This window comes from Nocardia sp. IBHARD005 (assembly GCF_052814245.1).
The window spans coordinates 5,261,010-5,282,723 of record NZ_CP199935.1; the positions used below are offsets into that span (position 1 = coordinate 5,261,010).

Annotated in this window: 25 protein-coding genes; 5 read left to right on the plus strand and 20 right to left on the minus strand. The window is 67.9% G+C overall.

Features of this window, described 5'->3' with window-relative positions; all coding sequences use genetic code 11:
- Positions 1–17 precede the first annotated feature (17 nt).
- From ACTWPB_RS24765 to ACTWPB_RS24785, 5 genes are all read right to left on the minus strand, one after another.
- Entirely contained in the window at positions 18–503 is a 486-nt protein-coding gene (locus tag ACTWPB_RS24765; RefSeq protein WP_446226469.1) for a PH domain-containing protein, read from the minus strand.
- A 2-nt stretch (positions 504–505) separates the two neighbouring features.
- A complete protein-coding gene (ribH, locus tag ACTWPB_RS24770; protein WP_378929156.1) occupies positions 506–982 on the minus strand; it encodes a 6,7-dimethyl-8-ribityllumazine synthase in 477 nt (158 codons plus the stop codon).
- Between the two features lie 25 nt (positions 983–1,007).
- Positions 1,008–2,252: a bifunctional 3,4-dihydroxy-2-butanone-4-phosphate synthase/GTP cyclohydrolase II gene (locus tag ACTWPB_RS24775; protein WP_446222930.1), complete on the minus strand. Its 1,245-nt coding sequence runs from the start codon at positions 2,250–2,252 to the stop codon at positions 1,008–1,010.
- Between the two features lie 204 nt (positions 2,253–2,456).
- Positions 2,457–3,080 carry a riboflavin synthase gene (locus ACTWPB_RS24780; protein WP_446222931.1) on the minus strand — a complete coding sequence of 208 codons (624 nt, stop codon included), beginning with the start codon at positions 3,078–3,080 and terminating at the stop codon, positions 2,457–2,459.
- Positions 3,081–3,193: 113 nt separating this feature from the next.
- Entirely contained in the window at positions 3,194–4,411 is a 1,218-nt protein-coding gene (locus tag ACTWPB_RS24785; RefSeq protein ID WP_446222932.1) for an RNA-guided endonuclease InsQ/TnpB family protein, read from the minus strand.
- A gap of 597 nt (positions 4,412–5,008) precedes the next feature.
- Between ACTWPB_RS24785 and ACTWPB_RS24790 the strand changes: the two genes are divergently transcribed.
- A complete protein-coding gene (locus tag ACTWPB_RS24790) occupies positions 5,009–5,479 on the plus strand; it encodes a hypothetical protein (RefSeq protein WP_446222933.1) in 471 nt (156 codons plus the stop codon).
- Here the strand turns inward: ACTWPB_RS24790 and rpe are convergent, their stop codons facing one another.
- The gene (gene rpe, locus ACTWPB_RS24795; protein ID WP_446226470.1) at positions 5,480–6,136 is read right to left on the minus strand and encodes a ribulose-phosphate 3-epimerase; all 657 of its coding nucleotides are present in this window, start codon (positions 6,134–6,136) and stop codon (positions 5,480–5,482) included. It lies immediately after the preceding gene.
- A gap of 99 nt (positions 6,137–6,235) precedes the next feature.
- Between rpe and ACTWPB_RS24800 the strand changes: the two genes are divergently transcribed.
- On the plus strand, positions 6,236–6,658 hold the full coding sequence (locus tag ACTWPB_RS24800) for an ATP-binding protein (protein WP_446222934.1): 423 nt from the start codon (positions 6,236–6,238) through the stop codon (positions 6,656–6,658).
- Positions 6,658–7,566 (plus strand): RNA polymerase sigma factor SigF, encoded by a 909-nt coding sequence (locus ACTWPB_RS24805; RefSeq protein ID WP_446222935.1) that lies wholly within the window; start codon positions 6,658–6,660, stop codon positions 7,564–7,566. Before ACTWPB_RS24800 ends, ACTWPB_RS24805 begins: the two co-directional genes overlap by 1 nt.
- A 23-nt stretch (positions 7,567–7,589) precedes the next feature.
- Here ACTWPB_RS24805 and ACTWPB_RS24810 read toward each other — a convergent pair whose 3' ends face one another.
- The 7 genes from ACTWPB_RS24810 to ACTWPB_RS24840 form a co-directional block, all read right to left on the minus strand.
- Entirely contained in the window at positions 7,590–7,934 is a 345-nt protein-coding gene (locus ACTWPB_RS24810) for an MmcQ/YjbR family DNA-binding protein (protein WP_446222936.1), read from the minus strand.
- Between the two features lie 95 nt (positions 7,935–8,029).
- Complete coding sequence (locus tag ACTWPB_RS24815) at positions 8,030–9,355, minus strand: RsmB/NOP family class I SAM-dependent RNA methyltransferase (RefSeq protein WP_446226471.1); 1,326 nt, start codon at positions 9,353–9,355, stop codon at positions 8,030–8,032.
- Positions 9,356–10,248: 893 nt separating this feature from the next.
- Complete coding sequence (fmt, locus tag ACTWPB_RS24820; protein ID WP_446222937.1) at positions 10,249–11,172, minus strand: methionyl-tRNA formyltransferase; 924 nt, start codon at positions 11,170–11,172, stop codon at positions 10,249–10,251.
- On the minus strand, positions 11,172–11,711 hold the full coding sequence (def, locus tag ACTWPB_RS24825; RefSeq protein WP_446222938.1) for a peptide deformylase: 540 nt from the start codon (positions 11,709–11,711) through the stop codon (positions 11,172–11,174). Before def ends, fmt begins: the two co-directional genes overlap by 1 nt.
- Positions 11,712–11,787: 76 nt before the next feature.
- Positions 11,788–12,807 carry an esterase/lipase family protein gene (locus ACTWPB_RS24830; RefSeq protein WP_446222939.1) on the minus strand — a complete coding sequence of 340 codons (1,020 nt, stop codon included), beginning with the start codon at positions 12,805–12,807 and terminating at the stop codon, positions 11,788–11,790.
- A gap of 62 nt (positions 12,808–12,869) precedes the next feature.
- On the minus strand, positions 12,870–13,568 hold the full coding sequence (locus tag ACTWPB_RS24835; protein ID WP_446222940.1) for a PadR family transcriptional regulator: 699 nt from the start codon (positions 13,566–13,568) through the stop codon (positions 12,870–12,872).
- A gap of 35 nt (positions 13,569–13,603) precedes the next feature.
- Positions 13,604–13,822, minus strand: coding sequence for a hypothetical protein (locus tag ACTWPB_RS24840; RefSeq protein ID WP_446222941.1), 219 nt, complete (start codon positions 13,820–13,822; stop codon positions 13,604–13,606).
- Here ACTWPB_RS24840 and ACTWPB_RS24845 point away from each other — a divergent pair.
- The gene (locus ACTWPB_RS24845) at positions 13,799–13,951 is read left to right on the plus strand and encodes a hypothetical protein (protein ID WP_446222942.1); all 153 of its coding nucleotides are present in this window, start codon (positions 13,799–13,801) and stop codon (positions 13,949–13,951) included. The two genes, ACTWPB_RS24840 and ACTWPB_RS24845, sit on opposite strands and share 24 nt — an antisense overlap.
- A 21-nt stretch (positions 13,952–13,972) precedes the next feature.
- Here ACTWPB_RS24845 and ACTWPB_RS24850 read toward each other — a convergent pair whose 3' ends face one another.
- From ACTWPB_RS24850 to ACTWPB_RS24880, 7 genes are all read right to left on the minus strand, one after another.
- Positions 13,973–16,255, minus strand: a complete 2,283-nt coding sequence (locus ACTWPB_RS24850; protein WP_446222943.1) for a primosomal protein N' — start codon at positions 16,253–16,255, stop codon at positions 13,973–13,975.
- A gap of 14 nt (positions 16,256–16,269) precedes the next feature.
- Positions 16,270–17,481 (minus strand): methionine adenosyltransferase, encoded by a 1,212-nt coding sequence (metK, locus tag ACTWPB_RS24855; RefSeq protein WP_446222944.1) that lies wholly within the window; start codon positions 17,479–17,481, stop codon positions 16,270–16,272.
- A gap of 215 nt (positions 17,482–17,696) precedes the next feature.
- Positions 17,697–18,914, minus strand: a complete 1,218-nt coding sequence (coaBC, locus tag ACTWPB_RS24860) for a bifunctional phosphopantothenoylcysteine decarboxylase/phosphopantothenate--cysteine ligase CoaBC (protein WP_446222945.1) — start codon at positions 18,912–18,914, stop codon at positions 17,697–17,699.
- Positions 18,915–18,943: 29 nt separating this feature from the next.
- Entirely contained in the window at positions 18,944–19,222 is a 279-nt protein-coding gene (gene rpoZ / locus ACTWPB_RS24865; protein WP_056810542.1) for a DNA-directed RNA polymerase subunit omega, read from the minus strand.
- A gap of 27 nt (positions 19,223–19,249) precedes the next feature.
- Positions 19,250–19,834: a guanylate kinase gene (gmk, locus tag ACTWPB_RS24870; protein WP_056810544.1), complete on the minus strand. Its 585-nt coding sequence runs from the start codon at positions 19,832–19,834 to the stop codon at positions 19,250–19,252.
- A gap of 6 nt (positions 19,835–19,840) precedes the next feature.
- A complete protein-coding gene (gene mihF / locus ACTWPB_RS24875) occupies positions 19,841–20,161 on the minus strand; it encodes an integration host factor, actinobacterial type (protein WP_056815410.1) in 321 nt (106 codons plus the stop codon).
- Positions 20,162–20,509: 348 nt separating this feature from the next.
- Positions 20,510–21,100, minus strand: a complete 591-nt coding sequence (locus tag ACTWPB_RS24880; RefSeq protein WP_446222946.1) for a TetR/AcrR family transcriptional regulator — start codon at positions 21,098–21,100, stop codon at positions 20,510–20,512.
- A 30-nt stretch (positions 21,101–21,130) separates the two neighbouring features.
- On the opposite strand from ACTWPB_RS24880, the gene ACTWPB_RS24885 reads away from it, so the two are divergent.
- Complete coding sequence (locus ACTWPB_RS24885) at positions 21,131–21,478, plus strand: DUF6463 family protein (protein WP_446222947.1); 348 nt, start codon at positions 21,131–21,133, stop codon at positions 21,476–21,478.
- Positions 21,479–21,714: the final 236 nt, after the last annotated feature.

Genomic DNA, 21,714 nt, shown 5'->3' on the forward strand with positions numbered 1-21,714 from the left:
GCGCCGGGCGCCCGCACTCAGTCCCGCGGGGCGTAGCGGGCGCCGAGTTCGCGCACCCGCTCGATGGCATCCGCGGCATGTGCCTTGTCATTGGACCGGATCGCCAGCATCGGGACGTAGTCGTCGTCGGCCAGTTCGAGGCGGGCCCACGACTTGCGGTCGAGGAAGGACACACCGCGGATGTAGGCCCACGGATACACCTGCTCCCCGAGAATGTTGCGCACCGCGACGCCTTGGCTACCCGCGCGCACACGCGGCCGGGTGAGCATCAGTACCGCGCCCGCACCGACCACCCCGATCAGGATCATCGCGACCTGATCGGCGACCCGGAAGTTCACCCCGGTCGACCCGGTGCGTAACAGCAACCCGCCTGCGGTGAAGGCGACGACGATGACGATCGCGACCACGATGGCGGTGCGGGTCGCCCGGCGCGGACGCACCTCGAACTCCCAGCCCGTGTCCGGCTCGGGAGCACCGCGACGCCACGTCCGCACCACCGGCACGGTCACACCGATCGCAGCGCGCGCAGGGTGAGCGCGGCATCGAGGGCGGCGGCACACGCCTGCTCGCCCTTGTCCTCGGCCGAACCGGGCAGCCCCGCCCGGTCGCGCGCCTGCTCCTCGTCGTTCGTGGTGAGCACACCGTTGGTGACGGGGGTCGCCGCATCGAGCGACACCCGGGTCAATCCGGCCGTCACCGCGTCACAGACATATTCGAAATGCGGTGTGCCACCACGGATCACGACACCGAGAGCCACCACGGCATCGTGGGTGCGCGCCAGCTCCTGCGCGACGACCGGCAGCTCCATCGCCCCGGCGCAGCGCACCACGGTCACGTGTTCGACGCCGGCTTCCTTGGCCACCCGTTCGGCATTGGCCACGAGGGTGTCGCAGATCTCGGTATGCCAGCGCGAGGCGACGATGCCGAGTTTGACGTCTTTGGCCTGCGCCAGCGCAAAGGTCGGAACACCTGTGCCGCTCATCGTTGCCGCCTTTCGGAAGGAGTGATCACTGCGCGGTTTCGCCCAGATCGAGATCGTCGAGGCCGACCAGGTCGTGGCCCATCCGATCCCGCTTGGTGCGCAGGTAGTGCAAGTTCTCGGCATTGGCGCGCAACGGCATCGGGACACGCTCGGTGATCGCGAGGCCGTAGCCGTCGAGACCGACCCGCTTGGCCGGGTTGTTGGTGAGCAGGCGCATCGAGCGGATACCGAGATCGACCAGGATCTGCGCACCGGTGCCGTAATCGCGGGCGTCGGCAGGCAGGCCGAGATCCAGGTTGGCATCGACGGTGTCACGGCCGGTGTCCTGCAACTGGTAGGCCTGCAGCTTGTGCATCAGGCCGATGCCACGGCCCTCGTGCCCGCGCATGTAGAGGACTACGCCGCGACCCTCCTGATCGACCATCTCGAGCGCCGCGTCCAGCTGCGGGCCGCAATCGCAGCGCAGCGAGCCGAAGACATCGCCGGTCAGGCACTCCGAGTGCACGCGCACCAGCACGTCCTCGCCGTCGCCGATGTTTCCGCGCACCAGCGCGACATGCTCGGCGTCGTCGAAGACGCTCTGGTAGCCCACGGCCTTGAAGTCGCCGTGCGCGGTCGGGATCCTGGCCTCGGCCACCCGCACGACATGCTTCTCGTGCTTGCGCCGCCAGGCGATCATGTCGGCGATCGAGATCATCGCCAGGTTGTGCTCGTCGGCGAACACGCGTAGCTCGTCGGTGCGAGCCATGTGGCCATCGTCCTTCTGGCTGACGATCTCGCAGATCACACCCGCGGGACGCAGTCCGGCCATCCGGGCCAGATCGACCGCGGCCTCGGTGTGGCCGGGCCTGCGCAGTACGCCGCCGTCCTTGGCGCGCAGCGGCACCACGTGGCCGGGGCGGGTGAATTCGTCGGCCTTGGCCTCGGCACTGGCCAGCAAGCGCATGGTGACAGCCCGGTCGGCGCCGGAGATGCCGGTGGTGATGCCCTCGCGCGCGTCCACCGAGACGGTGTAGGCGGTGCCGTGCTTGTCCTGGTTCATCGCGTACGCGGGCGGCAGGCCGAGGCGGTCGCAGTCGTCGGCGGTGAGCGGCACACAGATATAGCCGGAGGTGTAGCGGATCATGAACGCGACCAGCTCCGGGGTGGCCTTCTCCGCCGCGAAGATGAGATCGCCTTCGTTCTCCCGGTCCTCGTCGTCGATGACGACAACAGCCTTGCCGGCCGCGATATCGGCGACCGCGCGCTCGATGCTGTCCAACCTGGTCACGTCTGCATGCTCCGTAATTTCGGCGGCTGGCGCCGCGTGTTCCTCGGCCCGGCGGGCCTATCTTCCCTCCCGGCGGGCACTCCTTCGTCACACCCTCTGGTCAGTCCAGATCGAGGCGGCCGAGAAACTGCCCTGGGGATGACAATGACTCCTACATTACGGCGTGATCCCGGGGTGTTCGGTGAGGCCCGGCGCCGATCGGTTTCAGCCTCGTTGGGCGAGGCGTTCTACGTACTTCGCGATGACGTCCACCTCGAGGTTCACGGTGGCACCGACGGGGGCGGTGCCGAGAACCGTCAGAGACAAGGTGGTCGGGATCAGGGAGACCTCGAACCAGTCCCGCGATCCGTCGGCGTTCGGTGCTGCTTCGATGCCGAGGCCGGAGACGGTGAGCGAGACGCCGTCGACGGTGATCGAGCCCTTCTCCACTACATAGCGCGCGATGGAATCCGGCAGCGAGATCCGCACGACCTCCCAGTTCTCCGACGGAGTGCGGCGCAGGACCGTGCCGGTGCCATCGACGTGGCCCTGCACGAGGTGCCCGCCGAGGCGGCTGTTCAGTGCGGCCGCGCGCTCGAGGTTGACCGGCGAACCGGCGACCAGCCCGCCGATGCTCGAACGCTTCAACGTCTCGTCCATGACATCGACGGTGAAGCTGTCGCCGTCGACCACGTCGACGACGGTGAGACAGACGCCGTTGACGGCGATCGAATCGCCGTGTCCGGCATCGGAAGTCACCAGCTTGCCGCGGATCGTCAACCGGGCGGCGTCGGTCAGCGCTTCGGTGGCCACGATCTCGCCGAGCTCCTCCACGATCCCTGTGAACATGCCTGACTCCCTTGTCGCGTCATCCGTACCGTTGGGCCCAACAGCAGGTGGGTGGTCGCTATTCCCGCGCGACCGTCCAGCTCGTCGCACAGCCTATTGACATCCTCCCCGCCCTATTGGACGGGGACTCCATCCAGCACCGTCTGGCGCTCTCGGCGGGTTCCTGCTTCACGGCGCGGCGCCGGAACAAGTCCCGGACTCACCCGCACTCCACAAGCGTTTAACCTCTCCACCTGACCAGCGGCGAGGACATTCCTGGCTGCATTGATATCTCGATCGTGGGTGACACCACACCGACAGGTCCACGACCGGACCGACAACGGTTTCTTCCCATCGATCACCCCGCAGACCGAGCACAGCTGTGAGGACGGGAAGAACCGGTCGATCTTGTCGAAATACCGCCCAAACCGGGAAGCCTTCTCCTCCAGCAAGCGCGTGAACATCGACCACCCCACGTCATGTACCGACTTCGCCAACCGAGTCCGCGCCAACCCCCGCACACACAAATCCTCGACATAGACCGCTTGGTTATCACGGACAATCGTCGTGGACAGTTTATGCGCGAAATCACGGCGCTGATCAGCAACTTTAGCGTGTGCGCGGGCAACCCTGATCCGTGCCTTACCCCGATTACTCGAGCCCTTCTGCTTACGCGAGAGTGCTTGCTGGGCTTTACGAAGCTTGCGTTCGGCCCGACGAAACAACCGAGGGTTGTCGATGACCCGCCCATCGGACAGGACCGCGAACGACGTCAACCCCAGGTCGATACCCACCTCGGCATCGACATCGGGCAGCGGCGGGGTTTCTACCTCCACCACGAACGACGCGAAATACCTCCCAGCTGCGTCCTTGACCACGGTCACCGATGACGGATCCGACGGCAGCCGCCGCGACCACGCCACCGTCACGTCCCCAATCTTGGGCAACCGCAGCTTCTCCCCCGCGGTGACCGCGAACCGGGCGTTTCGGGTGAACCGGATCGCCTGCCGGTTGTCACGACGCGACCGGAACCGCGGCGCGGCGATCTTCGGCCCCTTCCGCGTGCCGGTGAGCGAGCCGAAGAAGTTGCGGTACGCGGTATTCAGATCGGCGAGGGCCTGCTGCAACACCACCGCCGACACCCCACCCAGCCACGCTCGCTCGGGGGTCTTCTTCGACTCGGTCAACTGCTTCGACAGTTCCGCGTCGGTGACCAGACGGCCGTCCTGGTATGCCTGCTGTCGGGCGGCAAGGGCGTCGTTGAACACGACTCGGGCACAGCCGAATGCTTGCGCCAACGACTGCCGCTGCCCCGCTGTGGGGTAGAGGCGGAAGTTGTATCGCAGCTGCATACCCAACAGCTTGCCACCGGTATACGACACAAACCCAGTTCACCGGTTCGTGCGTCGTACACCGACCGCCTCATTCATGGGCGCTCTCCGTCCTTGGCAGGCATCCCACGTCGGCCCAGCTCCCCCGTGGCGGGCGCAGCACTGGCTGCACATCCGGAGACGCGGCAGGGGAGCCAAAACCCGACAGCAACACTACACAAGGTCGCCGGAAGCGATCGGCAGGGCATCGATCGGGCGGCGAAGGTGTATCGACATGACCGAACACCGCCGTTAATCAGTCCGGCGGTTGTCGTTCAATCCAATTTTCGACGAACCGGCCCCCTGCATTCATCCGGCAGCCTTAACCTGGTATTACCCGCCATTACGAACTGGAAACACGGTGAGTGGAATGCTTGCGCCCGCCGCGCCATTGACGCAATATTGTTACGTCAACGATTCCTGCTGTTCAACCAGATGCCGGGGCCTGGAACTGCGGGTTCTCCCGACATCATCGCCCGGAGCACTGCGGCTGCCGGGAGTTCGCCCCAGGGATAGTCCACCACTCCAGGAAGACAACACTGTGGGTTACAACAGGTTCGCTCTATGTGGGGGTGCCGCGTGAGCACATTGATCGATTCGACGCTGGAAATGCGCTGCGTGCGTTATCGGCGAGAGTTGCATCTGCCGGCCAAGATCGATTTCGATTCCCGCCGCATTCTGCTCCAGATCGGCGCGCACTACGGCGCGGTGACCATGCCAGGCGACCTGGGCGAGCGAGTGCAGGCCCGATTGCGCGAGGCCGCTATCGCGGGCCCGGTCGTCGATCACCCCCGAGCCCGGCGCTGGACGTTCCTCACGGGCCCGTGCCGGCCCGACTCCCTCACCGCGACCGCCTCGGCCGAACTGTTCCGCCTCTACGCGACCGTCGCCTGCGCGGGCAGCCAGATCGTGCTGCCCTCCCCTGACGACGAGCGCACCGGCTACCGCACCTGGGTGCAGGAACCCGAATCCGGCGACCATCGGCCGCCGGTGCAGGCAGTCATCGACGCGGCACGGGCGCTCGGCACCCGCAAACTCCGCTCGCTGTAACTAGGGCAGCCAGACCGACGCGGCCAGGTTGCGCAACTTCTGCACGGCGGCACCGGGATCGGCGGTGTTGTAGACAGCCGACCCGGCCACGAAACAATCGATGCCTGCCGCGGCGGCCTGCTCGATGGTGTCATCGTTGATGCCGCCGTCGATTTCGACGATCAGATGCAACTCACCCGAGTCGACCAGGTTGCGCACGATCCGCGCCTTCTCCAGCACGCCCGGAATGAACGACTGCCCGCCGAAACCGGGTTCCACGCTCATCACCAGCAGGGTGTCGAACTCACGCAGGATTTCCAGGTACGGCTCGATCGGGGTGTTCGGCTTCACCGACAGCCCGGCCCGGCCACCCGCGGCGCGGATATCGCGCGCCACCGCGATCGGATCGTCGGCCGCCTCGGCGTGGATGGTGACGTTGTAGGCGCCGGCCTCGGCGTAGCTCGGGGCCCAGCGGCCCGGATCGTCGATCATCAGATGGCAATCGAACGGGATGTCGGTGGCCTTGAGCAGGCTCTGCACGATCGGCAGACCCAGTGTGAGGTTCGGCACGAAGTGGCCGTCCATGACGTCGACGTGGAGCCAGTCGCATCCTTCAACCGCCGCAGCCTCGGCGGCCAGGTTCGCGAAGTCCGCGGACAGGATTGACGGGGCGATCATCGGCTGGGACGGACGGGAGAACGTCGGAGTGGACACAGCGCGCCAGTCTAGCGACGGCAATGGTGATTGCGCTGCCTGGATATGGGTAGCCTGCTCAGGGTGACCAATTTTTCGGCGGAACATGGGCCCTTCGGCGCCCCGGTGGAGATTCGTGTGGCAGCACAGCTGACGCAGCTGCCAATCGTGCGCGGACTGGCCGAAACACTGGTACTACTCAGCGATTTCACCCTCGACGAGGTAGCCGACGTGCGCCTGGCCGTGGACGAAGTGTGCTCGACGCTCATCGCGATCGCCGCCCCGGATACGCTGCTCACCTGCGAATTCCTTGTCGGTGACACCGAATTGCAGGTGCGCGTCGACGGTGTCGCGGCGGCGCAGGGCATGCCGGACCAGCGCAGCTTCGGGTGGCATGTGCTGCGCACGCTGTGCGACGAGGTGACTGCCGAGCAGCAGGATTTCGACAGCGGTGTGTCCGGGTTTCCGACGACGGTCCGATTCCGTCGGGTCCGGGGGAAGGCGTAGTGCACGGCGAAGACGACAAGCCCGACCAGCACAATCTCGGCGAACCAGACAAAACCGACTCCCCCACCGCGGATTCGGACAAGACCGCTGAACCGGAGAAGGAAACCCCCGAGCAGGAAACTCTCGAGGAGGAGACCGAAACCCCCGAACCGGTATCCGGATACGACGATGTCAGCGCCCTGTTCGAGCGCCTCGCGGCGACCGAGCCGGGCAGCGCCGCGCACGCGGTGGCGCGCGACGTGCTGATCAACCGCTGCATTCCGCTGGCCGACCACATCGCACGCAAGTTCAGCGGGCGCGGTGAGCCGTTCGACGATCTGTCGCAGGTGGCGCGGGTCGGTCTGGTGCACGCGGTGGATCGGTTCGATCTGAGCCGCGGCTCGAACTTCCTGTCCTTCGCGGTGCCCACGATCATGGGTGAGGTCCGCCGGTATTTCCGTGACAACACCTGGGCGATGCGGGTTCCGCGGCGCGTCAAGGAAACTCACCTGCGCATCGGTGCGGCCGTGGATCAGCTGTCGCAGCGGTTGGGGCGCTCTCCCACCGCCAAGGAGATCGCCGCCGAACTCGATGTCGACCCCGACGAGGTGACCCAGGCTGTCATCGCGGGCAACGCCTATCAGCCGACGTCGATCGACGCCGCCTCGATCGGGCGCGACAGCGATGCGTCGCTGCTCGACACTCTCGGCGAGGAGGAATCGCAGTTCGACCGGGTCGAGGAGTACATCGCGGTGCGGCCACTGCTGGCGGGGCTGCCCGAACGTGAGCGCCGCATTCTGACCATGCGGTTCTTCGAGTCGATGACGCAGACCCAGATCGCTACGCAGCTGGGGATCTCGCAGATGCACGTGTCGCGAATTCTCGCGAAAACCCTTGCGCGCCTGCGTGAATTGTCCGAACGGGACTGACTCGCGGACAGGACAACGGTGTCCTACGCGCTCTGCCTGGCCCGCCGCAGCTTCGCGGGTGCGCGCAGCCACCAGGCGCTGTCGAGCAGCTCGGCGAGCTGTTGCGGGTCGACCGCGTCGAGGTCGATGAGGATGTACGGGTGCCCGTCGTAGTGCGGGGTGGTGTAGAAGGCCGGGTCGCCGGAGGCCAGCAGTGCCGCCTTTTCGGCGGGCTCGCAGAGCAGCACAAGGCCGCCTTCGGCTTCGTCACGTAATCGGGCGAAGCCCTTTCCGCCGACACTCAGGCCGGGACTGCGCCACCAGGTGCCTTCCGCTACCTCCGGCAGCGCCGTCGCCATCGCGACCACCTGCTCCCATGTCATCGTCATACGCCGATTCTCCTCCTCGGCGATCGCTTCCCGCTTGGACAAATGGAACGCCGCCGTCCCCCCTTATGGGGGAACCGCGCCGTCGGATCGTCGCTCTACTTCTTGCGAAAAGTCGCCAGGAACATCGCGTCGGTGCCGTGGCGGTGCGGCCACAGCTGCGCGGACGGGCCCTCGCCGAGATCGGTGACACCGGGCAGGAACTCACGGCTGTCGAGTTCCTCGGCGCCGGTGCGACGGACGAAATCGGCGACCACCGACACTGTTTCCGCGAGGTGCGGTGAGCAGGTCGAATACACGACGACACCGCCCGGACGCACCAGATCCCATGCGGCGGTGAGGAGTTCACGCTGCAAGGTGACCAGTTCGGCCACGTCGGCCGGGGTGCGACGCCAGCGTGCCTCGGGGCGCCTGCGCAGGGCACCGAGGCCGGTGCACGGCGCGTCGACCAGAACGCGGTCGTAGCCGGGGGTCAGACCACTGTCGCGACCATCGGCGACGTGCACGGTGACGGGCAGGTTCCGGGTGGACTTGCGGACCAGTTCGGCGCGGTGCTCGGCCGGTTCGACGGCGTCGACGGTGAACAGGTCGATCGCCGCGAGCGCGCCGAGCAGGGCGGCCTTACCGCCGGGACCCGCGCAGAGGTCGAGCCAGCGACCGTTGTCCTGGCCTTGCAGCGGCGCGCGGGTGAGGACGAGCGCCACCAGCTGGCTGCCCTCGTCCTGCACAGCGGCGATGCCGTCACGGACCGGTTCGAGCAGGCCGGGGTCGCCACCGTCGAGGTACACAGCGTAGGGCGACCAGCGGCCTTCCTCACCGCCGGTGACCAGCGCCAGCTCTTCGGAGGTGATCTCGCCCGGCCGCGCGACCAGGTGCACGACCGGGCGCTCGTCGTCGGCTGCCAGCAGCGCGTCCAGCTCGCCCGCCTGTGCGCCGAGCGCGTCGGCGAAGGATTGGGCGATCCACTTCGGGTGCGCGTGTTCGAACGCGAGCTTGCCGACCGGGTCGGCCGGGGCCAGCTCGGTGATCCACTCCTCGGCGGTCTTCTCCCCTGCCCGGCGCAGCACGGCATTGACGAAACCGGCACGGCCCTGGCCGAATTCGGCGCTGGCCAGGTCGACGGAGGTGTCGACGGCGGCGTGCGCGCCGGTGCGGGTGCGCAGCAGCTGGTAGACGCCGAGGCGCAGGATATCGAGGATGGGTCCGTCGATCTCGTCGACCGGGCGGCCCGCGCACGCCGAGATCACCGCGTCGAGCTGTCCCTGCGAACGGCTCGCGCCATAGGTGAGCTCGGTCGCGAACGCGGCGTCGCGCCCACTGATCTTGCGCTCGCGCAACAGCTTCGGCAGCGCGAGGTTGGCGTAGGCATCGCGCTCACGCACCGCACGCAACACATCAAGGGCGACCTCGCGCGCCGGATCCACGGGCTCGCCGCGCCGCTTGCGCGGACTCGGGACGGTGGGATCGGGCCGCTCGGGGCGACGCGCAGTGGCGGCCTTGCCCGCCGGTCCCGCACCCGCATCTCGGCCGCCCGCGCCACGACCACGCGAATCTCCTTCGCGCGCACCACGATCGGGACGGGAGGTGCCACGGCCGGATCGCCCCTCGCCGGACCGTGCCGACCCCGAGCGTCCTGCCGCACCACGATCACCGCGCTGGTCAGTCGCGTCACGACCCGGTGCGCGGTCGCTCGCGCCGCCGAAACCAGGGCGGTCGTCCGCACGGCGAGGTGCACCGGTGCGCGGAGCGTCGTCACGTCGATTGCCCGCGTCACGACCCTGCGCGCGGTCGTTCGCGCCGCGGCCGAAGCCGGGGCGGTCGTCCGCACGGCGAGGTGCACCGGTGCGCGGAGCGTCGTCACGTCGATTGCCCGCGTCACGACCCTGCGCGCGGTCGTTCGCGCTGCGGCCGAAGCCGGGGCGGTCGTCCTCGCGGCGGGGCGCGCCGGATCGCGGAGCGTCGCCGCGTTGAGTGCTCGCGTCACGACTCTGAGCGCCGCGAGCGAAACCGGGACGGTCGTCCGCACGGCGGGGTGCGCCGGATCGGTTGCCGCCGTCGCGGTCGTCGCGGCGTGGTCGATCGGAGCCGCCGCGCTCGTCGCGGCCCGTCCAGCGGTCACCGTCCGCGCGCGGGGTGGTGGTGCCCTTCGCGGCGCGGGCGGCCCAGCCGCCGTCGACGTTCTTGCCGGTGATCTTGCGGTCGTCGCGGGGGCTGCCGCCGCGCGACTCGCCCGTTTTTCCGGTCGGCTTGCGGTCCTCGCGAGACGTGATGCCTTTCGCGGCATCGGCTTCGCGGCGACGTCGACGGTCCGAGGCGCTCATCCGATCACCGTGCCAGGGGTGAGGCGGGCGCCGCGGGCCCAGTCGAGGGCGTTCATCATTTTCTTGCCGGGCGGTTGGACCTGCCCCAGGCGGACCGCTGTGGTCGATGTTCCGACGAAGACGCCGGACTTGCGCACCTCGATCTCGCGTTCGGGCAAGGTTTCCTCCACCATTTCCACCGGGCCGAGTTTGAGGCGCAGCCCGTTCACCTCGGTCCACGCGCCGGGCGCCGGAGTGACGGCGCGGATGCGTCGGTGGATGGCCAGTGCGGGTTCGCCGAAACCGATCCGCCCCGCCTCCACGCTCACCTTCGGCGCGTAGGACACGCCGTCATGGGGTTGCGCAATCGCTTGCAGCGACCCGTCTTCCACGCCGTCCAGGGTCTTTTCGAGCAACACCGCGCCCGCCTCGGCCAGCCGGGCAAGTAGCTCACCCGCGGTATCGGTGAGCCCGATCTTCTCGGTCATCACCCCGAACACCGGGCCGGTGTCGAGGCCAGCTTCGATCAGGAAGGTCGACGCGCCGGTCATGTCTTCACCCGCGTCGATGGCCGCCTGCACGGGAGCCGCGCCACGCCAGGCGGGCAGCAGCGAGAAGTGCAGATTGATCCAGCCGTGCGCGGGGATATCGAGCACCCGCTGCGGCAGCAACGCGCCATAGGCGACGACCGGGCAGCAGTCCGGCGCGAGTTCGGTGAGCGCGGCGACGAATTCGGGGTCGGATGGCTTGCGCGGGGTGAACACCGGGATGCCGTGTTCATCGGCGAGCTGCCCCACGGGCGAGCGCATGATCTTGCGGCCACGGCCCGCGATCGCGTCGGGCCGGGTGAGCACCGCGACGACCTCGTGGCCCTGGCTCTCGATCAACCGGCGCAGCGACGGCACCGCGGGTTCGGGCGTGCCCGCGAAAACGAGCCGCATCAGCGACCACCGCCGACGCCACTGGATTCGCGCACGGTGACTCCGCCGCGGAACCAGCCGGATTCGCGGATGGTGCGCATCGCGGCTTTGCGGTCGGCCGGTTCGAGCCTGCTGATGAACAGCACGCCGTCGAGGTGATCGTGTTCGTGCTGTACGCAGCGCGCGAGCAGACCGTCGGCCTCGAATTCCACCGGCGCACCGGTGATGTCGACCCCGGTGACCCGAACGCGCGATGCCCGGCGCACGTCGTAGCGCACGCCGGGAATCGACAGGCAGCCCTCAGGACCGACCTGTTCGTCGGCCCCGATGGCCGACCATTCCGGATTCACCACATGACCCGCGGCGTCGCCGGTGTCATAGACGAACACCCGCAGCCCGACCCCGATCTGCGGCGCGGCCATCCCGACCCCACCGTCGTCGTGCATGGTCTCGGTGAGATCGGCGACCAACATGGCGAGGTCGGGACCGAACTCGGTGACCGCATCGGCACGCGAACGCAGGATCGGGTCGCCGAACAGGCGAACGGGCTGAATGGTCACGGCGGCTCCCGGGGAGGACGAATTGCGGTCGTCCCAGTCTAGTGACCCCGGGAGGTGCTTCCGTCCAGCCCGGCCGTCAGAAGTTGCCTGCGATGATCACCTCGGGGATGCCGGTGCCGAGCGGAACCGGCTTGCAGACCGGGGCGGGTGCCCGGACCGGGTCGAGGATGCGCTGGAGCAACTGCTGCACGAAGGGGTCGTAGACCAGGTGGAAGTGGCCGGTCAGGTCCTCGGCGCACAGATCCTGCAGGACGAGGTTCTCCGCGCCCGCACCGCGCAGCGCGATGTTGGAGAAGGGCTGGATCATCTCGTCTACCCGGCTGCCGACGGTGACGTAACGGACACCGGGCACGGTGTCGCCCCCCGCGTTGAGCTCGACCATGAGTGGTTCGCCCTGGGCCTGCTGGACCGCGGCCGTCGAGGTGACCTTCGCGAACACGTCCATCATTCCGGGAATGGCCTGTCCTATCGGAACCAGCCCGTACATGACCCCACCGTAACTCGGTGAGGCCAGGCCGACCCAGGTCCCGACCTTCGGCGCTCCCCCGAGCTTGTTGACGTAGAACCGGCTGACCGTGGCCCCCTGCGAGAACCCGACCAGATCGACCTTGGTCGCCTTGGTCGCGACGAGAACATCGTCGACGAACTGGGCGAGCTGAGCGAAACTGATCCGCATGTCCTCGGTGCCGTAGGTGTCGGCACCCGGCGCCCCGCCATAGTTCAGCGCGAAGACGCAGTAACCGGCCGACACCAGTTGCGGTCCGATCCCCGCCCAGTCGGCGTACGCACTCGAGTCGGTGCCGTGCACCAACACGATCGGCCGCGGGTACTCGGCGCTCGGGGTACACCCGAAGTTGTTGACGCCCACCGGAACCGAGTTCGGATGGGATTTGATGTAATAGGCGGCATCCAGATGGTCGGACTGTGCCGGACCCTCCTGCATCGGAATGACAGCGGGCCGATAGCCCGCCGGTTCAGCGGCGGCGATCGGCGCAAAAGACACACCGATCACCGCCGCGCAGGCGAGTGCCGTGAACGACACCGCGCCGCGCAATCGTGATGTTCCCCAACCCCACAACGTTCCCGGTTGTTCCATGTCCCAAACATTTACTCCATCGGTCCGACAACCGCACGCCTGGCAGGGGGTTCACGACGCCCTCACTTCTCGGGGGTTGCGTCGCCCTCGACGGTGACATCGTCCTCAGGGCGGGCGACATCGTCCTCGGCGAGGATTCGATACAGCGCCCGACGGGTTTCGGCGAGCACCTCGGCCGCCTTCGCCGCCTGCTGCGCCGTGCCGACCTGGGCCACCTGGCCGACCGCGCCCATCACCTGTCCGACCAGGCCGCGCAGGTCGAGCGCCTGGGCGCCGACATCCTGCTTGACCTCGGCCCACGGGTCGCCGAGATCCTCGCGATGAGTCTCGACATAGGCCGTGCCCTCGTCGGTGAGCTGCGCGGTCTTGCGACCGGCCACCTTCTCGATGAGCACCAGGCCCTCGTCCTCGAGCTGGGCCAATGCCGGGTAGATGGACCCCGGGCTGGGGCGCCAGACATCGTCGCTGCGATCGCGGATCTGCTGGATCAGTTCGTAGCCGTGCATGGGCCGCTCGACCAGCAGCAGCAGCACCGCGGCCCGCACGTCACCGCGCCTGCCACGACCGCCGCGGCCGCGTCCACGGCCGAATCCGGGTCCGAAACCCGGTCCGAAACCTGGGCCGAAGCCCGGTCCGAACTCGGGGCCGTGCCCGTGTCGCCCGCCCTGACGGAACTGCCGCCGGTCGGGACCGAATTCCATGGGGCCCGGTCCACGACCGCGCCGGAAGTGTCCGAATTCTCGTTGTTCTTGGTTCTGCATGGCAGCCTCCTGCGGCTCTCTCGTTGTTCTTGACACTATCGACGATATATCGACAATGCATCGAATGCAAGGAGTGATCCGAATTCGCCATCACAGACCCGTCCCGGCGCCGCCGCGACGAAGGCGATCGCGAGCTCGGCGGCGTCGGCGCGCCCCAGCTCGGCACACTGCGTGCGCGCCCCTTCATCGAACTCACCGCCGAACAAGCCGAACAGAACATGCTCCGCTTCATGCCCGAACCGGTCGCCGACCACACCCTGACCATCCTCGGCATGCCCACAGCGCAAGAGCAGCAGGTCAGCACCGATATCGAGGAGATTCTCGGTCGACCGGCCACCGCCTACGCGCAGTGGGCAAGGCGCCACCGGGCGATGTACGCCTGACCGAGGTGCCCCGCGCCCCGGTCAGCCGATGTCGACAGGGTCGATCTGGACGCGCAGGGGGGCGTCGGAGCGGTGGGAGCTGCGGATCGCTTGGGCGGCGGTGAGGGCGCGGGCCAGGGGCGCGCCGCCCGAGCGGGGTACGCGCAGGAGCATGCGTTCGACTTCGGCTGGAGCGTCGGTGCCGGAGAAGGGTTTACGGGCCGTCGGCGGCAGGGGGACGGGGCCGAGGATCTCGGTGCCGTCGGGAAGGGTTGTGGCGTCGAGCAATTCGGCGATCGACGCGGTGGTGCCGTCGACGGCGGCGAGACGGACCGCGGGGGGGAAACCGACCTCGGCGCGGGCGTCGAGTTCGGCGGCGGCATGGTTGACCGGGTCCCAACGAACCAGTGCCTGGACCGTGGGCAGGGCGGGCTCGGCCATCACGATGACCTGCCCGCGAGGCCGTACCAGGGCAGCGGCGCCCATCCAGCGGCGCAGGGTGTCCTCACTCGCGCGCAGGTCAGCGCGGCCGAGCAGCGCCCATCCGTCGAGCAGCAGCGCGACACCGTAACCGCCGCGCACGAGCGGTTCGGCGCCGACGGTAGCCACGACCACCTGAGCACCTGGTTCGACGGTATCGAGCACTTCCCCACCCCCCGAGGCGCGGATCGCAACGCCGGCGAAGGCGCGACCGAGTTCTTCGGCAGTCCGGGCGGCGCCGATCACCGTCGCCCGCAGAGCGCGCGCACCGCACGCCTGGCAGCGGAACGCCGCTTCGGTGAGCCCGCACCACTTGCACTGCGGGCTAGCCGCTTCACCATTGGCCGACTGGGGCAGTGCCAACGGGCCGTTGCAGTGCCGACAGCGGGCAGGTGTGCGACATTTCGCGCAGGCCAGCGACGGAACATACCCACGACGCGGCACCTGAACCAGCACCGCCGCGTTCTCCTTGATCGCGGAGCGGGCGGCCGCGAACGCGACACCGGGCATCCGCACCGAGCGGGCCAGCGCGTCGCGTTCCAGCGCGTAATCACTGTCACCGGGCGCGCTGATCCGCGGCGTCACCGCACGCAACACCTGACGTTCGGCGAGAAGGTCACGCGCCCAACCGGATTCCACCACCGCTTGGATCTCGGCGGTCCGCGCGAAACCGGCGGCGACAAAGGCGGCCCCGGTCTCGTGCGCCCGCAGCATCGCCACTTCGCGAGCGTGCGGATAGGGGGACCGCGGTTCGGCATAGGTGTCGTCACCGTCGTCCCAGATCGCGATCAGCCCCAGGTCATGGGCTGGGGCGAACACCGCCGCCCGCGTCCCCACCACGATCCGCGCCTGCCCACGCAGCACCGCCAGCCACCGCCGATACCGTGCCGCCGGCCCCAATCCCGCCGACAAACCGACAGCCGAATCACCCACCAGTGCAATACATTCGGCGAGCAACCGGTCGAGATCCCGCTGATCGGGCACCATCAACACGGCGCTGCGCCCACTCGCCGCCACCGTCGCCGCCAACTCCGCCAGCCGCGCCGCCCAGTCCTCCCCCGGCAATGCCTGCCACGCCGCCCGCACTCCCTTACCCTGTGCCAGCGCGCCGACGAACCCCATGCCGTGCGCATACCGGCCCCACGCCGACGCGTCGACCTCGATGCGCGATTCGGCACCGGACGTTCGCTCGATCAGGACCTCTGCGACCGTCATGTCCGCCTTGCCCTCGGCCCCCGCGCCGAAGTCCGCGGCCGAATCGCCTACTTCGCCCGAACCTTCCGCGGCCGAGCCGTTCGAGCACGAAACATGCTCACCATCAACAGCTTCTGGTTCCGATACGCTCCCCGCGCCCGCACCTTGCCCACCGACCGGGCCTGCCTCAGCCAGGCCGGACATCGAATCATCAGCGGTATCAACAACGTCCGTCGCAGAGCTCGCCACTTTTGTCGCAGAACCGGCCTTCTTCGTGCTGCCGGTTTCGGTGCGGGCATGGCGCGGGGGAATCGCCAGACGAAGGACATCGGCGCGGGTGCCCGCGTAGCGGGCCGCGACAGCGGTGGCCAGTCGCAGGATTTCCGGGGCGAGGACGCGTTCCGGCGAAACGACCCGTTCGAGCGGCATCATCTTGCCGTTGTGGTCGCTGTGCGGGAGACGTTCCAGCAGGTATCCGTCGACCAGGCGACCCGCGAACCGGACGCGCACGCGCACGCCCGGTTGGGCGATCTCGTCCAGTTCAGGGGGGACGAGGTAGTCGAAGTCGCGGTCGAGGTGGGCAGGCGAAAGCAGCGGGAGCACCCTCGCGATGGGGTGTCCCGCTGCTGTCGATGTTTCGTCCGCTGCCACGCGGTCCGTGGTTATTACAGGCCGACGGCCGCGCGCAGCTTGTCGGCGCGGTCCGTGTGCTCCCAGGGCAGGTCGACATCGGTGCGGCCGAAGTGCCCGTAGGCCGCGGTCGGTGCGTAGATCGGGCGCAGCAGGTCGAGATCGCGGATGATCGCGCCCGGGCGCAGGTCGAAGACCTCGGAGATGGCGGTGGAGATACGCACCGGGTCGATCTTCTCGGTGCCGAAGGTCTCGACGAACAGGCCGACGGGAGCCGACTTGCCGATCGCGTACGCGACCTGCACCTCGACCCGATCCGCCAGACCCGCGGCCACGACGTTCTTGGCGACCCAGCGCATCGCGTAGGCGGCCGAGCGGTCGACCTTCGACGGATCCTTGCCGGAGAACGCGCCGCCACCGTGGCGGGCCATGCCGCCGTAGGTGTCGACGATGATCTTGCGGCCGGTCAGGCCCGCATCGCCCATCGGACCACCGAGGACGAACTTGCCGGTGGGGTTGACCAGCAGGCGGATATCGGAGGTATCCAGGCTGGGCAGGTTCAGATCGCCGATGACGGCATCGACGACCTTCTCGCGGATATCGGGGGCAAGCAGGTTGTCCAGGTCGATATCGGCGGCGTGCTGGGTGGAGATGACGACCGTATCGAGGCGGACCGGGCGGTCACCGTCGTATTCGATGGTGACCTGGGTCTTGCCGTCGGGGCGCAGGTAGGGCAGCACGCCCGACTTGCGGACCTCGGTAAGCTTGCGCGAGAGCCGGTGCGCGAGCGCGATCGGCAGCGGCATCAGCTCGGGCGTGTCGATGGTGGCGTAGCCGAACATCAGGCCCTGGTCACCGGCGCCCTGGCGCTCGATCGCGTCGTCGGAACCGCCGACGCGCGCCTCGTGCGAGGTGTCGACACCCTGGGCGATATCGGGCGACTGGGCCCCGATCGCGATGTTGACACCGCAGGAGTTGCCGTCGAATCCCTTTGCGGAGGAGTCGTACCCGATCTCGAGGACCTTCTCACGGACGATCCGCGGGATGTCGGCGTAGGCGGAGGTGGTGACCTCGCCCGCGACATGGACCTGCCCCGTGGTGACCATGGTTTCCACCGCGACCCGGCTGCTCGGGTCCTCCGCGAGCAATGCGTCGAGGATGGAATCGCTGATCGCGTCACAGATCTTGTCCGGATGACCCTCGGTCACGGACTCACTGGTGAATAGCCGACTACCTGTCGTACGCACAGTTCTTCCCTCTCCCTCAACGGGTTACTCATTCGGCTTGTGACGGTAACTTCTCGGTGTTACCGCCCAACCCTTCTCATCAAGACTATTCCAAACCACCGACATGGTGGCGAGTACGTATCAAGCCAGACCGCGAACACCCACGCGGACGGTAGACTGCGCGACCCTCGTTGCCGCGCAACTGTTTTCGCGCGCGATCTGCGCGAACTCCCCGGTCAGCGCAGCAACGGGATCAGCGCGTCGAGCACCCGGCTGGCCAGCAGCGCCTTCGATCCGTGATCGAGGGCCTGTTCGGTGCCGTCGGCGCCGAGCAACCAGCCGTCGTTGGTGTCGACCTCGAACGCCTTGCCCTCACCCACCGCGTTGACGACGAGCAGATCGCAGCCCTTGCGCGCCAGTTTCGCGCGCGCGTGGGTGAGCACGTCACCGTTGTCGTCACCGGTCTCGGCGGCGAAACCGACGATCGCGGTATCGGCGAGCCGTCCCTCGGTGCGGGCGTCGACCAAGCCGGCGAGGATGTCCTCGTTCTTGGTCAGCGGGATCACGTCGGGTTCGTCGGCGCCCTTCTTGATCTTCGCGGCGGCCACGTGGGTCGGACGGAAATCGGCGACCGCGGCCGCCATGATCACCGCATCGGCGCCGAGCGCGTGCTTGTCGACCGCTGTCTTGAGCTGGTCGGCGGTGGTGATGTGGACCAGTTCGACCGCGGCGGGCGGCGCGAGCTCGATCGTGTTGCCCGCGATCAGCGTCACCTGGGCGCCACGCTGGGCGGCGACCCTGGCCAGGGCATAGCCCTGCTTACCGGAGCTGCGGTTGCCGAGGAAACGCACCGGATCGAGGGGTTCCCTCGTACCACCGGCGGTGATCACCACGCGGCGACCGGTCAGGTCGCGAGGCAGCGCGTCGGCACGTTCGAGCAGCAGCGAGGCCAGACCGAAGATCTCCTCCGGTTCGGGCAGCCGTCCCGGTCCCGTATCGGTGCCGGTGAGCCGACCCGAGGCGGGTTCCATCACGGTGGCGCCGTGCGCGCGCAAGGTCGCGACATTGGCCACCGTCGCCGGATGCTCCCACATCTCGGTGTGCATCGCGGGCGCGAACAGCACCGGACATCGGGCCGTCAGCAAGGTGGCGGTGAGCAGATCGTCGGCGCGCCCCTGTGCGGCGCGCGCCATCAGATCCGCGGTGGCGGGGGCGATGACGACGAGATCGGCTTCCTGGCCGATCCGGACATGCGGCACCTCGGGCACGTCGGCGAACACCGTGGTGTGCACCGGCTGCCCGGACAGCGCCTCGAAGGTCGCCTTACCGACGAATTGCAGAGCCGACTCGGTGGGAATCACCCGCACCTGGTGTCCGGTCTCGGTGAAACGGCGAACGAGGGCACACGCCTTGTAGGCGGCGATGCCCCCGCCGACCCCGACGACGATCCGCATGGTCTTCTACGCCTCCGGACTAGAGATTGTCACTCGCCCTCGGTGTGTTCGAGCAGGTCGGAGTGAATTTCGCGCATGGCGACCGACAGCGGCTTCTCCTGCAGACCCGGCTCGACGAGCGGGCCGACGTACTCGAGGATGCCGTCACCGAGCTGGTTGTAGTAATCGTTGATCTGACGGGCGCGCTTGGCCGCGTAGATCACCAGGGCGTACTTGGAGGACGTGCGCTCGAGCAGCTCATCGATCGGGGGGTTGGTGAGGCCGATCGGAGTGTCGTACGCGGGTACTGCGGTGATGTCCGTGCTCACTAGGGGTGACTCCTGCGGGTTAGTGGGTCAAGAACTCGAATTTGTGCTAACGAACAACGATACCAACTGCTCACAAGCGGTCGTTACCTCGCTGTTCACGATGACCGTGTCGAACTCGTCACAGGCCGCCAATTCGACCCGGGCCGTCTCGAGCCTGCGCTCGATCACCTCGGGCGTCTCGGTGCCGCGCGAACGCAGCCGCGAGACCAGTTCTTCCCAGCTCGGCGGCGCGAGAAACACCAGCAGTGCTTCCGGCATCGCCTGCCGGACCGACCGTGCACCGGCCAGGTCGACTTCGATCAGTACTGAAAGTCCGCTCGCCAGCGCTTCGCGCACCGGGGCGGCGGGGGTGCCCGATCGCTGCAACCCCCCATGGATGTCTGCCCATTCGAGCAATTCGTCCGCCGCGATCATGGCGTCGAACTCGACGCGGGAAACGAAGCGGTAATCGAGACCGTCGACCTCGCCGGGACGTGGGTCCCGTGTCGTGGCCGACACACTGAAGACCAATTCGGGCAGGCGTTCCCGCACGCACCGCACGACCGTGGATTTACCCACGGCCGAGGGGCCGACCAGTACTACCAGCCGGCCCTTCCGCGTGTTTTTGTCCACCAGACTTTAGGCGTCGAAGTCGAAGCGGGTGAGCAGCGCGGCGCGCTGCCGGGCACCGAGACCACGGAGACGACGCGTAGGCGCGATCTCCAGCTCGGTCATGATCTCCGCCGCCTTGACCTTGCCCACCTTCGGCAGAGCCTCGAGCAGCGCAGAAACCTTCATCTTGCCGAGAATCTCATCGGACTCGGCATCGGTGAGGACCTGCTTCAGGTTCGTTCCACCGCGCTTCAGGCGCTCCTTGAGCTCTGCCCGAGCGCGGCGAGCGGCAGCCGCCTTCTCCAGAGCAGCGGCGCGCTGCTCATCAGTCAGCTGGGGAAGGGCCACGGGTTCCTCCGTCTCATCGTTCATTGCCAGATCTACCGCCGGTTACCCGGACGGTCTGTGCGACCGTACCCACGGTGCGCGCCGATTGCGAACCCGACCCCCAGGTCAGGGCAGGATTACGGATGCCGTATGGCGCGCGCGGACCCGATGCGGTGACGGCTGATTCCACCGTCTCGATCGTACAGCCGAATTACCGAAATGCATCCCCACCTGCGGTTATACCGATATGGGCGATGATAGCCACCAGGTAGCGCGAAGGCCAGGTGCCGCCCTGGCAAACCCCGTGGCGCGCGACCAGCGGGTTTCCTGAAAAAGTCCGCGTGTCGCACGATTTCGCACAGCGTGTCGTCAAGATCGGGCACGAAACTCGTCGAGAACCGCACCCGACGCGGTGATCACAACCTCGTCGATCCAGTCCGGAATCGGGGCGGCGCGGGCGATGTAATCGCGGACCAGACCGTACGGAATCGCCTTCACGGCGGCACCCGCGATGGCCAGCGATCGGTCGTCGGCGATCCCGAATTCGGTCACGACGGCAGTCAGCAGGGCGGCGTTCATCCCGTCGTTGACACCGGCGATCGCGGCCCGCAGATCCTCGGCGCCGACCTCGAGGAGTTCGTCGCGATGGAACATCTTCATCGCCCGCGCCTCGGTGGGGTGCGCGCGGCAATAGCGCGGCAGGTACGTGGCGGCGGACAGCAGCGGCGCGGGGCCGGTCAGTGCCGTGATGAAGCCCTCGTGGAACCGGCGGATCGACCGCAGCCACAGACGGGCGAGCAGTTCGTCACGTGAGGCGAAACGCACATAGATCGACCCCGAGTGCACGCCGGCGGCCGTGCCGATCGCGGTGATGGCGGGGCGGGTGATCGCCGGGTCGGCGAGCAGGTCGCGAGCCGCGTCGAGCACCTGATCGTCGGTGAAAAGGCGGGGTCTTGCCACCGGATCAGCCTAGTGGCACAGTTTATGAATATGGATTCAAGAACAAGATTCCCGCTCGCCGGTGCGCTGCTCACCTTCATCGGCGTCGCCCATACCGCCCTCGGCGTCGCGCTGTTCTTCGCCGCTGATCAAGATGTCGAGCTCACCTTCTGGTTCACCGAGTTCGGCGTGGTCGGCATCGGTTTCGGCATCGCGATGATGGCGCTGGAGCGCGCACTGAGGTATGTGCCCGGCGCGGTGCTGCTCGTGCTCGGCGCGGTCACGGTGTCCGGCTTGGCGTTCATGCCGCTGTCGGGGTTCCTGACGGTGCTGGCGCCCCTCGGCATCGGCGCGTTCGGTTGGTGGCGAGCCAGGAACGAGCGGGTCGCGGCGCCGTGACTTCGAGCACCTCGCGCTCGGGCTCGGTGCGCCGGTGCACTGGCGAATCGGCGCGATTGTGCAGCAGGAGCTGGCCAACCACCTCCGGATCGAAGGTGCCACCGTGCTGACAGCCACGCTGTTGGCCGCTCTGGTCCTCGTGACGGCACGATGACGAGTCGTCGGGGAGATGGTCGGGGCCGCGGCGCGCTGGAGCGACAACGACGAGGCCGGGGCAGCGTGTCGCTACCCCGGCC